The organism is Streptomyces javensis, assembly GCF_039525925.1.
GTDB lineage: Bacteria > Actinomycetota > Actinomycetes > Streptomycetales > Streptomycetaceae > Streptomyces > Streptomyces asiaticus.
Genome location: NZ_BAAAIF010000062.1, coordinates 1 through 14,352, shown reverse-complemented (window position 1 = coordinate 14,352; position 14,352 = coordinate 1). Strand labels below are relative to the sequence as shown.

Here is a 14,352-nt window from a genome sequence, read left to right as displayed (position 1 = left end):
GTCATGGACGATCCGTCCGCTCGACCCATTTCGCGGTCAGGTCCTGGAGCAGGGTCGAGATCCGCACCCGTGCCGCGCTTGCCGGGTCGAGCACGAGGATCGAATCGTCGAGCTTGTTGAGCTCTTCGAGCACGAGAATGGCGGCCGCCGCGTCGTCGGGCAGCATTTCGGCGCGCAGATGGCGGGCGAGATCGACGGCCGTGGGGTGGTCGAAGGTGAGGCTGGCGGGCAGGTCGAGCCGGGTGGCCCCGGCCAGCTGATTGCGGAGCTTCACGGCCGCCACCGAGTCGAAGCCCATGTCCACGAAGCCTCGGTCCGGGTCGACCATGGTGGCGTCGGGATGGCCGAGCACCATGGCGACCTGGCCACGGACCAGCTCCAGCAGGATCTCGTCCTGCTCGTCCTCCGTCCGCCCGGCCAGCCGCTCCAGCAGCGTGGCGGCGGAGGCCTCGGCCGCCGGGGGTTGTTCCACCGGCCGCCGGTCCGCTTCGGTGCGTGCGGGGGCCGGCGTGGCGGTGGTGACCCGGACCGCCTCCCCGGGCCCGGCGCATGCCTCGTCGAACAGGGCGAGGCCCAGATCGGTGGAGACGGACACCGCGGGCAGTCCCCGAGCCCGCCGGTGCGCGGCCAGCGCGTCGGCGTACGCGGGGCCCAGTGTCCCGTCGGCGGAAGTGAGCAGCACAAAGCGGTCCAACTCCAGGCCCCGGGTGGCCAGGTGCAGGTTCCAGGCCGCCGCCAGGCTCGACCGCAGCTGTGGCCGCAGGGATTCCGGCGAGAGCGCGCCGGCCCGGGTCCGCTCCGGGGCGTCGGCCGCGGTGTGCACCACGCTCCGCAGTCCGGGAATCTCCTCCAGCAGCGCTGCCAGCGCCTGACCGTCCGCCGGATCACACGGGGCGAGCCGAACCGTGGCTCCGAGGGCCGCCAGTTCGGCCATGTCGCCGTCCCCGGCCAGGACCAGGTCCCGCACCCCGTGTTCGGCGACCAGGTGCCGGGAGACGGCCATGGCCGACCCACCGGTGACCAGCACCGTCCCACGGTCCCAGGCGGGCGGGTCCTGCTCGGTGGCCGCGGGCGTGACCAGGTCCGGTACCAGCACCGCTCCCGCCCGGACCGCGACCCGGTCCTCCCCCACGGCCACCGCGGCGGGCAGCATACGCAGATCGCACGTATCGCTGTCGACGAGTGTCAGCCGTCCCGCCGCGGCCGCCTGGAGGGGCTCGACCAGCGACCACACCGCGGCCGCGGCCAGGTCCTCGAGCTCCTCACCGGCCGCCGTGGCAAGCGCGCCCCGGGTCACCAGCACCAGACGCGAGGTGGCGAACCGCTCCCCGGCCAGCCATGTCCGCACGGCCTCGGATACGCGGACGGCCACCTCGGACGCCGTCCCGCCCTCGGATACGCACGGGAGGAGGACGACGTCCGGTACGTCCTCGATCGCCGACAGGTCCGGATACGGCGCGACCGGCGCGCCGAGCGTGTCCGGTTTCCAGGCGTCCGCGTCGCCGACGAGCCCCCACCGGACGGGGCCGGTGTCCGGTTCGGTCCGCGTACGGCACGCCGCCCACACCGGCCGGAACAGCGCCGCGTTGGCCTGGCGCAGCCGCTGTCCGGACACCGGGCGGAGCACCAGCGAGCTCACCGACAGCACGGGGGTTCCGGCGGCGTCGGCCACGTGGAGCGAGACCGTGTCCGGGCCGACGGGCGCGAGGGTGGCCCGCAGTCTCGTGGCACCCGTCGTGTGCAGGGTGATCCCCGCCCAGGAGAACGGCAGATGGGTCCCCTCGGCCGCGGTGACCAGCCCGGCCAGCGCCTCCCCGCGCAACGCCTGTTCGAGCAGGGCGGGATGCAGCGTCCAGCGTTCGGCCTCGGTCCCGGCCACCTCGGGCAGCTCGAGGTCCAGGAAGACCTCGTCGTCACGGCGCCACGCCGGTGTCCCAACGGACTCCAGAGGCCGTGCGCCGGTGGGCGGCCAGGGCTCGGGGCGCCGCTCCGGCGCGGGCGGCCGGTCCGCGCCGAGGACGGCCGTGGCATGCCGGATCCACCGCCGGTCGCGGCGGCAGTACACGGTGACCGGGCGGCGGCCGGACTCGTCGGCGCCACGGACGGACACCTGCACCTCGACCCCGCCCCGCTCGGGGAGGACGAGTGGTTCATGGATGGTGAGCTCGTCCACCGTCCGGCAGTCGTACTGGAGCCCAGCCTGGAGCACCAGTTCCAGGAAGCCCGTCGCCGGGAACAGGGGCACACCCAGCGCACGCTGACCGGTCAGCCACGAGTGGGCGTCGGCGGAGACGCGGCCGGTGAGCAGGACGCCGTCCGCGTCGGGCAGCGGCACCCTCGCACCGACCAGCGGATGGTCCAGCCCGCCGAGCCCGAAGTCGGCCGCGTCGCCGGGTGTGCGGGAGGGCTCCAGCCAGAAGCGGGAGCGCTGGAAGGCGTAGGTCGGCAGCTCCGCCCGGCGGGCGCCGGGGAAGACCGCGGACCAGTCCGGCTCCACACCGTGGCTGTGCAACTGGGCGAGGGCGGTGGTGACCGTGACCGGCTCGGGCCGGTCTGCGCGCAGAGTGGGGATGAACTCGGCGTCCGCCCCGGTGATCTGGGCCTGGGCCAAGGCGGTGAGGGTGCCGTCCGGCCCGAGTTCGAGGAAGGTGCCCGTGCCGAGCTCCCGCAGCCGCTCCAGCCCGGCGGCGAACCGCACCGTCTCCCGCACCTGCCGCACCCAGTAGGCGGGGGAGCACAGCTCCTCCCCCGCCACCGCACCGGAGAGGTTCGACACCACCGGTATCCGCGGAGTGCGGAAGTCCACCGTGTCGAGTACCTCGGCGAACGCGCTGAGCATCCCGTCCATCAGCGGCGAGTGGAAGGCGTGGCCGACCCTCAGCCGCCGCGTCTTCACCCCGCGGGCGGCGAACGCCTCGGCCACCCCGCACACCGCGTCCTCGTCCCCGGACACCACGACCGAGGACGGCCCGTTCACGGCCGCGAGGGCGACCCGGTCGGTCAGGAACGGGCGTACCTGGTCCTCCGGCGCGGCCAGGGCCACCATCGCCCCGCCCGGCGGCAGCGCGCCCATGAGTCGGCCCCGGGCCGCCACCACCTTGGCGGCGTCCTCCAGCGACCACAGACCGGCCACATGCGCGGCCGCCAGCTCGCCGATGGAGTGGCCCAGCAGATGGTCCGGCCGCACCCCCCAGGAGGACACCAGCCGGAACAGCGACACTTCGAGGGCGAACAGGCCCGCCTGTGTGTACGTGGTGGCGTCCAGCGCGCCGGTGGCGTCGGTCACCACCTCGCCGAGCGGACGGTCCAGATGCGGGTCGAGCGCGGCGCACACCTCGTCCCACGCCGCCGCGAAGACCGGGAACGCCTGGTACAACTCACGCCCCATGCCGACCCGTTGCGTACCCTGGCCCGCGAACAGCACGCCCACCCGGCCCGGGTCCCCGGTGCCCAGGACCACGCCGGGCGCGGGCTCGCCGGCCGCCAGCGCGGCCAGTCCGTCCAGCAGCTCCGCCCGGTCCGCGCCGACCACCGCGGCCCGGTGCGAGAGCGCGGAACGGGTGGCGGCCAGCGACCAGCCCACATCGGCCGGGCCGGACTCGGGGCGCGCGGCCAGGAAGGACCGCAACCGGGCGGCCTGCGCCCGCAGTCCGCGCTCGCCCTGGCCGGAGAGCACCCATGGCACCACCGCCGGGGCGGACCCGGGTGCCGGCTCCGGGACGGGCCCGGGCTCCGCCCCCGCGGGTGGCTGTTCGAGGATCACATGGGCGTTGGTCCCGCTCACCCCGAACGAGGACACCCCGGCCCGGCGGGGCCGGGAGGCCCCCGGCCACTCTGCGGGCTCGGTCAGCAGCTCCACCGCACCGGCCGACCAGTCCACATGGGTCGACGGCTCGTCCACGTGCAGGGTCCGGGGCAGCTCGCCGTGCCGCATGGCCAGCACCATCTTGATCACACCGGCCACTCCCGCGGCCGACTGGGTGTGCCCGATGTTCGACTTGATCGAGCCCAGCAGCAGCGGCCGTTCGCGCTGCTGCCCGTAGGTGGCCAGCAGCGCCTGTGCCTCGATCGGGTCGCCCAGGCTGGTGCCGGTGCCGTGTGCCTCCACCGCGTCCACGTCCGACGCGGCCAGCCCGGCGTTCGCCAGCGCGGCCCGGATCACCCGCTGCTGCGAGGGCCCGTTCGGCGCCGTCAGGCCGTTCGAGGCGCCGTCCTGGTTGACGGCGGAGCCCCGTACGACCGCCAGGACCCGGTGGCCGTTGCGGCGGGCGTCGGACAGCCGCTCCAGCAGCAGCATGCCGACGCCCTCGCCCCAGCCGGTGCCGTCCGCCGCATCGGCGAACGCCTTGCAGCGACCGTCGGCGGCCAGTCCGCGCTGACGGGAGAACTCCACGAAGATGCCCGGGGTGGCCATCACCGTCACCCCGCCGGCCAGTGCCAGCGAGCACTCGCCGGACCGCAGGGCCTGCGCCGCCAGGTGCAGCGCGACCAGCGACGACGAGCAGGCGGTGTCCACGGTGACCGCCGGCCCCTCCAGACCGAAGGTGTACGAGAGCCGGCCGGAGACCACGCTGCCCGCGCCACCGGTCAGGAAGTAGCCCTCGGATCCCTCCGCCGCCTGCCCGGCCCCCGTTCCGTAGCCCTGTGCGGCGGCACCGACGAACACCCCGGTCTGGCTCCCCTTCAGCGACGCCGCCGGGATACCGGCCCGCTCCACCGTCTCCCAGGCCACTTCCAGCAGCAGCCGCTGCTGCGGATCCATCGCCAACGCCTCGCGCGGCGCGATGCCGAAGAAGTCGGCGTCGAACTCGCCCGCGGCGTACACGAAGCCACCGGCGCGCACGTACGAGGTGCCCGAGCTGTCCGGATCGGCGCTGTACAGCCCGTCCAGGTCCCAGCCCCGGTCGTCCGGCAGCTCCGCGACCGCGTCGCGCCCGGTGGCGAGCAGCTCCCACAGCTCCTCGGGCGACGTCACTCCGCCCGGATAGCGGCAGGCCATTCCGACGATCACGATCGGGTCCCGGTCGGTGGCGGCGGCCGGGGCGGCGGGCCGTGTCACTGCCTCGCCGACGGTGCCGTCCAGCTCCCGGAGGAGATGACCGGCCAGGACCGCCGGTGTCGGATAGTCGAAGATCGCGGTGGCCGACAGCCTGACGCCGGTGGCGGTGCGCAGCCGGTTGCGCAGCTCGACGGCCGTGAGTGAGTCGAAGCCGGTCTCCGCGAACGTACGCGCCGCGTCGACCGCGGCGGGGGTGCCGTGCCCCAGCACGGTCGCCACCTGCGTACGGACCAGGTCCAGCACCAGCTGTTCGCGCTCGACGACCGGCATCGCGGCCATCCTGCCCCGCAGCGACGACTCGTCCTCCACCGGGTCCGCGCCGGTCGCGCGGCGGATCGGCGCACGGACCAGACCGCGGAAGAGCGCGGGCAGCGCCCCGGCGTCGGCCTGTGCCCGCAGCGCCGCGGCGTTCAGCGGGGTGGCCAGCACGAGCGCCTCGGTGGCCGCCCTGGCGCTGTCCAGGAGCCGGAGGCCCTGCTCGGTGGCGAGGGGCGTGGCACCGGCCCTGGCCATCCGGGCGAGATCCCGGTCCGACAGATGGCCGGTCATCCCGCTGCGCTCGGCCCACAGCCCCCAGGCCACGGAGAGGCCCGGCAGCCCGGCGGCCCGGCGATGCGCCATCAGCGCGTCCAGCCAGGCGTTCGCCGCCGCGTAGGCGCCCTGCCCGGGGCTTCCCAGAACACCCGCGGCCGAGGAGAACACCACGAATTCCGCCAGCTCACGACCGGCCGTCAGCTCGTGCAGATGCCAGGCGGCGTCCACCTTCGGCCTCAGGACCTCGCGCACCCGCTCCGGGGTGAGCGACTCGATCACCCCGTCGTCGAGCACACCCGCGGTGTGCACCACCATCCGCAGGCCGGAGACGGTGTCCAGCAGCCGTGCCAGCTGGTCCCGGTCGGCCACGTCACAGGCCACCACCCGCACCCGGGCGCCGCATTCGCGCAGGGCGGCGGCGAGTGCGGCCGCGTCCGGGGCGTCCGGCCCCCGCCGGCCGGCCAGGACGACATCCCGTACTCCGTGCCGTTCGACCAGGTGACGGGCGACCAGCCCGCCCAGTGTGCCGGTGCCGCCGGTGATGAGCACGGTGTCCCCCTCCCGCAACGGCTGCGGGATGGACAGCACCAGCTTGCCGATGTGGCGTGCCTGCGAGAGGAAGCGCAGCGCGTCCCCCGCCTGCCGGACGTCCCAGGCGCGGGTCGGCAGCGCGGTGAAGATCCCTCGCTCGAAGAGCGACACCAGCTCCCGGAGCAGTTCCCCGACCCGGTCCGGCCCCGCGTCCATGAGGTCGAACGCCTGGTACCGCACCCCGTGCTCCGCGGCCACGCGCTCACCGTCGCGGATGTCGGTCTTGCCCATCTCCAGGAAACGGCCGCCGTCGGCGAGCAGGCCGAGCGAGGCGTCCACGTACTCGCCCGCCAGCGAGTTCAGCACCACGTCCACCCGGCCGAAGCGGTCGGCGAACTCCAGGGAGCGGGACGAGGCGATACGGTCGTCCGCCACTCCTGCGGCGCGCAGCGCGTCCCACTTCCCGGGGCTCGCGGTGGCGTACACCTCGGCGCCGAGCCAGCGGGCCACCTGTGTCGCGGCCATGCCCACCCCGCCCGCGGCCGAGTGCACCAGCACCGATTCACCGGGTCGCAGACCGGCCAGGTCCATCAGCCCGTACATGGCGGTCAGGAACACCACCGGCGTGGCCGCGGCATAGGCGAACGACCAGCCTTCGGGCAGCCGCGCCAACAGCCGGTGATCGGTCACCGCCACGGGGCCGAACGCCCCGGAGAACAGACCCATCACCCGGTCACCGGGCGCCAGGCCGGACACACCGGGGCCGATGTCGAGCACCACTCCGGCGCCCTCGCTGCCGATGACGTCCTGGTCGGGGATCATGCCGAGGGCGACGACGACGTCCCGGAAGTTCACCCCGGCCGCGTGCATCGCCACCCGCACCTGTCCGGCGCCGAGGACATCGGCGGCCTCCGGGCAGGGGACGGCGGCCAGATTCTCCAGCGTGCCCTGACGGGTGACGTCAATCCGCCACGGCGCCCCGGCCTCCGGGTCGGGGGTAGTGGCGGGCGGTGTGGTGGTGGACAGGGCGGTCGCGGACGGGGTGAGCGGAGCGAGCTGAGGCGTCAGGACACGGCCACGGCGCAGCGCGAGATGCGCATGGCCACCGTCCGCCGCGGCGGCCAGCGCGGCGGCGAGCACCGTACGGGAATCCTGGTGACCGTCGTGGTCGACGAGGACGAAGCGGTCCGGATGCTCGGCCTGTGCGCTGCGGAGCAGGCCCCAGACCGCCGCCGCACCGAGGTCTTCGACGCTCTCGCCGGGAGCGGTCGCCATCGCGCCACGCGTCAGCACGGCCAGCCGCGACCGGGCATAGCGCTCGTCGGCGAGCCATCGCCGTACCGCCGCCAGCGCCCGGCACACGACGGTGGACACCGGGTCACCGGCCGACTCACACGGCAGCACCACCATGTCGGGTACGGGGGTGTCGTCGGGGGCGTGGGGGGCGTCGGGGCCATCGGGGGCGTCGGGGGCGAGGGCGTCGTATTCGACCGGGGCCGGGGCAGTTGGGGCGGTCGGCAGCGGTATCTCGACCCAGTCCACGCGGTACAGCGAGTCCTGGTCCACCCCCCGGGTGTCCGCGATCCGCCCGCTGGACAGCGGACGCAACGAGAGCGACGCCACCGACAGCACCGGCGCTCCCGTCGGGTCTGTCACCTCCAGCGACACCGCGTCCGCACCTGCCGGGGAGAGCACCACGCGGATGGCGGAGGCGCCGACCGCGTGCAGCGCCACCCCGCTCCAGGAGAACGGGAGATACGCCCGGCCGGGGTCGGTGAGGAAGCGGCCGAGCCCCACTCCGTGCAGCGCGGCGTCGAGCAGGGCCGGATGCACACCGCACCGTGCCGCCACGTCCTGTGCCTCCGGCTCCAGAGCCACTTCGGCGTAGATCTCGTCGTCCCGTGTCCACGCGGCGCGTAGCCCTTGGAAGGCGGGACCGTACCCGTAGCCGCGCTCCGCCATCGCCTCGTACATCCCCGAGACATCGAGGCTCCGCGCGCCCTCGGGCGGCCAGACCTCCAGGGGCCGGGCCACCTCGGCGGGGCGCGGCTCGGTGACGTCGAGGGCTCCCGTGGCGCCGAGGGTGCCCGAGGCGTGCAGCACCCACTCCCCGGCACGGCACGAGTGCACCGTGATCGGCCTCCGGCCGCGTTCGTCCGCCGCCGAGACGGCCACCTGTACCTGGACCCCGCCCTGGTCCGGCACCACCAGCGGGGTCTCCAGGGTCAGCTCCTCCACCACCGAGTGGCCGAAGCGCTGACCGGCCTGTAGGGCGAGTTCGACGAATCCCGTGCCGGGGAAGACCACCGTGTCCCGCACCATGTGATGGGCCAGCCAGGGCTGGCCGTCCAGGGAGAGCAGTCCGGTCAGCACACCGCCCTCGTCCCCGGGCAGGGGCAGTACCGCGCCCAGCAGCGGGTGCTCGATATCGCCGAGGCCCAGCCCGGACGCCTGGGTCACCGCCCGCACTGGCTTCAGCCAGAAGCGTTCCCGTTGGAAGGCGTAGGTGGGAAGGTCCACCGTCCGGGCTCCGGCGAAAACCGGGCGCCAGTCCACGTCCACGCCCCGGGTGTGGAGGTCGCCGAGGGCGGTGAGGAAGCGGGCGGGGCCACCGTCGTCGCGGCGCAGCGATCCGGTGACGACGATGTCGGCGCCGGTGACGCCGGGGGCGTCGGGAGTACCAGTGACGTCGGGGGTGCCTGTGGCGTCGGGGGCGTCCGTGATGTCGGGGGTACTTGGGTTCTCGGCGGTGTCCTGGATGCCGATGGTCAGCACGGGGTGCGGGCTCACCTCGACGAACACGGTGTGGCCCTGGTTCATCAGGGCTTCGACGGTGCTCTGGAATTCCACCGTGTGCCGGAGGTTGCGGTACCAGTAGTCGGCGTCGAGTTCACTGGTGTCGGTGAGCCGTCCGGTCACCGTCGAGTGGAACGCGACCTGTCCGCCGCGCGGCCGGACCGGCGCCAGCGCGTCCGCCAGCTCCCGCTGGATCTCGGCCACCTGCGGGGAGTGCGAGGCGTAATCCACCGGAATCCGTTTGGCCTCCGGGAACTCCGCCAGCACCGTCTCCAGCTCCTCAACCGCACCGGACACCACCGTCGACGCCGGACCGTTCACCGCCGCCACCGACAGCCCCGCACGACCCCGCAGCCGATCGGCGGGCACCGGAACCGACACCATCCCGCCCCGGCCCGACAGGGCGAGCAGCGCCCTGCTCCGCAAGGCCACCACACGGGCACCGTCCTCCAGCGACAGACCACCCGCCACACAGGCCGCCGCGATCTCACCCTGCGAGTGGCCCACCACCGCCGACGGCTCCACACCGTACGAACGCCAGAGCTCGGCCAGCGACACCATCACCGCCCACAACACCGGCTGCACCACATCAACCCGGCCGAGCGCCACCTCATCGCCCAGCACGTCCCACAAGGACCACTCGACGAACGGGGCGAGCGCATCGGCGCATTCACGCATCCGCTCCGCGAACAGCGGTGAGTGCTCCAGCAGTTCCAACGCCATTCCGGCCCACTGCGACCCCTGGCCGGGGAAGACGAACACCACCTTGCGGCCGGACCGGGCGGCGCCACCGGTCGAGACGCCCTCCAGTCCACGTCGTAGCTCCGCGAGGTCCGCACCCACCACTACGGCGCGGTGCGACTGACGCGAACGGCCGGCCGCCAGCGTCCACCCGACATCGGCGGGATCCAGGCCCGGATGGGCGTCGATGAACGACGCCAGCCGCTCGACCTGGGCCCTCAGCCCGGCCTCTCCCGCGCCTGACAGCACCCACGGCACGGGCAGTGATGCCTCGTGCGCCGACTCCCGATCCGGTTCGAGGTCGGACCCGCGCGCCTGGTCGGGCCGGGCCACCACCGGCCCCTGCTCAACGATCACATGGGCGTTGGTGCCACTGACCCCGAACGAGGACACACCCGCCCGGCGAGGAGCGCCGGTCCGCGGCCACTCCCTCCCCTCGACGAGCAACGCGACCCGGCCCGCCGCCCAGTCCACATGGGGCGTGGGCGAGTCGACATGCAGGGTCCGCGGCAGTACACCGTGTCGCATGGCCATGACCATCTTGATCACACCGGCCACACCGGCGGCCGCCTGGGTGTGCCCGATGTTGGACTTCACCGAGCCGAGCCACAGTGGCTTGTTCTCAGGCCGGTCCTGACCGTACGTGGCGAGCAGTGCCTGCGCCTCGATCGGGTCGCCGAGGCTGGTGCCGGTGCCGTGCGCCTCCACCACATCGATGTCCGTGGCGGACAGCCGGGCGTTCGCCAGTGCCTGACGGATCACTCGCTGCTGCGACGGGCCGTTCGGCGCCGTGAGCCCGTTGGACGCGCCGTCCTGATTGACGGCGGAGCCACGCATCACCGCCAGCACTCGATGGCCGTTGCGCTCCGCGTCGGAGAGCCGCTCCACCAGGAGCATGCCGACGCCCTCACCCCAGCCGGTGCCGTCCGCCGCCGCCGCGAACGCCTTGCAGCGCCCATCGGCAGCCAACGCACGCTGACGGGAGAATTCCAGGAAGGCCGCCGGAGTGGCCATGACGGTCGCACCGCCGGCCAGGGCCAAGGAGCATTCGCCGGAGCGCAGGGCCTGTGCGGCGAGGTGCAGCGCGACCAGCGATGACGAGCAGGCGGTGTCCACGGTGACCGCCGGGCCCTCGAGGCCGAAGGTGTACGCCAGCCGGCCCGAGGCGACACTGGCGGCGCTGCCCGTGCCCAGATACCCTTGCGCGCTCTGCGGGGCCCCGCTCGCCAGAGCGGCGTAGTCCTGGCCGTTGGTCCCGACGAACACCCCGGTCCGGCTGCCCTTGAGGGTGGCGGGGGACATATGGGCGCGCTCGAACGCCTCCCAGGCGACCTCCAGCAGCAGCCGCTGCTGCGGGTCCATCGCGAGCGCCTCACGCGGCGAGATCCCGAAGAAGCCGGGGTCGAACGCGGCCGCGTCATCGAGAAATCCGCCCGCCCGGACGTACGAGGAGCCGGGGTGGTCGGGATCCGGGTCGTACAGCTCGGCCAGGTTCCAGCCACGGTCCGCCGGGAACTCCGACACGGCGTCACGGCCCTCGGCCAGCAGCCGCCACAGGTCCTCCGGCGAGCTCACCCCGCCGGGGAAACGGCAGCTCATCCCGATGATGGCGATCGGTTCGTCGTCCACCGGGCGTGCCACCACCGGGGCCGGTGTCCGTCCGCCCAGGCCCAGCGCCTCCCGGCACACATGCTCGGCGAGCGCGGCCGGGGTCGGGTAGTCGTAGATCACGGAAGCCGGGAGTCGCACCCCGGTGGCCGCGGTGAGCCGGTTCCGCAGCTCCACCGCGGTGAGCGAGTCGAAACCGATCTCCTGGAAGGGCCGGGCCGGGTCGATCGCCTCGGATGCCGTGTGTCCCAGGACAGCGGCCACATGTGTACGGACGAGGTCCAGTACGGTGGCCGCCCGTTCCCGCTCGGCCATGGCCTCCAGGCGGGTGGCGAACGCGTCGGCCGGTTCGCCGTCAGCCGCCTCGGTCGGCACGGTTCCGTCGCTGAGCAACCCGCTGAGCAACTCGCTGAGCAGCGGGCTCGGCCGTGAGGCGGTGAACCGGGCCCCGAAGGTCGCCCAGTCGATGTCGGCCACCATCACCGTGGTCTCGCCAGCGGCCAGCACCTGCCCCAGAGCGGCCAGCGCCGACCTCGGATCCATGCCCTGCGACCGCGCCACCTCTGCGGCCATACCGGATTCGGCCCAGGCGCCCCAGGCCACCGACGTGGCCACCAGACCCTCAGCCCGACGCCGCCACGCCAACCCGTCCAGAACCGCATTGGCCGCCGCATAACTCCCCTGACCCGCATTGCCCATAGTCCCGGCGGCCGACGAGAACAACACAAAGGCGTCAAGGTCGAGGTCACGGGTCAACTCGTGCAGATGGCGGGTGCCGTCGGCCTTGGCCCGCATCACGGCACGGATCCGCTCAGGGGACAGCGACTCGAGCACCCCGTCGTCAAGGACACCCGCCGCATGCACGATGGTGCGCACATCCGGAACCGTCGCCATAACAGCCGCGAGCGCCTCACGATCGCCGACATCGCAGGCCACGATGTGCACGCGGCTCCCCAACTCGGCCACCAGCTCCGCGGCACCGGGCGCCTCGGCACCCCGGCGGCTCGTCAGCACGACCCGCTCCACACCGCTGTCCACCAGCCAGCGCGCCACCTGACGGCCCAACGCACCCGTACCACCAGTGACCAACGCCGTACCACACCCACGCCACCCGGCCGATGCCCCACCATCCGCACCGCCGATCGGCGTCGCCCGCGTCAACCGGGCACCCCACGTGCCAGTGACACGGACGGCGACCTGATCCTCACCGGTGCCCCCGGCGAGGATGCCGACCAGCGCCTTTCCCGTGCCATCGTCCAGTTCGACAGGCAGATCGATCAGCCCACCCCAACGGTCCGGATGCTCCAGACCGATCACCCGGCCCAGACCCCAGACACCCGCCTGCTCAGGATCCACCACGTCACCGTCAACCACCGAGACCGCACCACGAGTGACACACCACAACGGCGCACCAACCTCAACCGCCACAAGAGCTTGCAGCAACGCCACCGTCGCCTCAACCGACAACAACGACACCACACCCGCAACCGGCCCCACACCCAGCTCCACCGTCGTCACAACTCGCGCATCGGCCCCCGCAGCACGCAGCACGGCGACAACGTCGTCTCCGCCCTCGCCCACCACCAGCCACGTGCCGGTCAGGCCCGCCTCCCCGGACATCGCCGGGATCGGTGTCCAGCCGAGCCGGTAACGCCAGCCATCGATATCCGACTGCTCCTGCCGCGCCCTCCGCCAGGACGAGAGGGCAGGCAGTACGGCACTCAACGGCTGTTCCTCGTCAATGCCCAGCGCCCGCGCATCCCCACGCTCGACCGCGTCCCAGAACGCCGCGTCAACGGCGCTGGTCGTGGGCTGGTCCGAGGCCGACTCCAACCAGAACCGCTGCCGTTGGAACGCGTAGGTGGGGAGATCGACCCGCCGACCACCCGGAAACACCGCATCCCAGTCGATCTCGATACCCCGCACATACAGCCCGCCCAGAGCAGCCATGACGGTCAGGGGCTCCGGACGGTCCCGGCGCAAGACAGGCACACCATCGCCGTCGACCAGTGCGGTCAACGTGCCATCCGGCCCCAGCTCCAGGAACGAAGCCACCCCCAGCTCGCGCAGGGTGTTCAGCCCATCGGCGAATCGGACCGTCTCCCGCACATGCCGCACCCAGTACTCCGGCGAGCACAACTCCTCGCCCGCCACCGCACCGGAGACGTTCGATACGACGGGCACGCCCGGGGCGCGGAACTCAACACCGTTCAGCACCTCGCCGAACTCCGCGAGCATGTCGTCCATACGAGCCGAATGAAACGCATGACTCACCCGCAACCGCCGCGTCCGCACCCCACCCATGGCGAACGTCTCCTCGACGGCGTACACCGCATCCGCATCACCTGAGATCACCACCGACTCAGGGCCATTCACCGCCGCAACCGCGACCCCGTCGCCCAGCAGCGCCCGGACTTCCTCCTCCGGCGCCGCCACCGCGACCATCGCGCCACCCGACGGCAACGCCTGCATCAAACGACCCCGAGCAGCCACCACCCGGGCCGCATCCTCCAACGACCACACACCCGCCACATACGCCGCAGCCAACTCACCAATCGAATGACCCAACAGGTAATCCGGCCTCACACCCCACGAAGTGACCAGCCGATACAGCGCCACCTCCAGCGCGAACAACCCCGCCTGCGTATACGCCGTCTCCCCAACCAGCCCGGCATCATCACCCCACACCACCTCACCCACCGGCCTATCCACATGCCGATCCAGCTGGGCACACACCTCATCCCACACCGCAGCGAACACCGGATACGCCTCATACAACCCACGCCCCATCCCCAACCGCTGCGACCCCTGACCAGCAAACAACACACCCAACCCACCCGGCACCGGAGCACCCTCCAAAGCCCCCAGCGACTCCTCACCATCCGCAATCACCACCACCGCACGATGCGACAACGCAGAACGAGTAGTCGCCAAAGACCACCCCACATCCACCGGATCCAACCCAGGATCCTCCGCAACAAACTCGCGCAGCCGCTCCACCTGCGCCCGCACCGCCGCCTCACCCGCACCCGACACCACCCACGGCACAGCAGGCAACACCACACCTTCAGCCTCAGGCTCCG

At 72.9% G+C, this 14,352-nt stretch carries 1 protein-coding gene; it reads right to left on the bottom strand.

Features of this window, described 5'->3' with window-relative positions; all coding sequences use genetic code 11:
- Window position 1: 1 nt before the first annotated feature.
- Window positions 2–14,352, bottom strand: a 14,351-nt coding sequence (locus tag ABD329_RS36670; RefSeq protein ID WP_425574427.1) for an SDR family NAD(P)-dependent oxidoreductase, incomplete at its 5' end; no start/stop codon positions are given.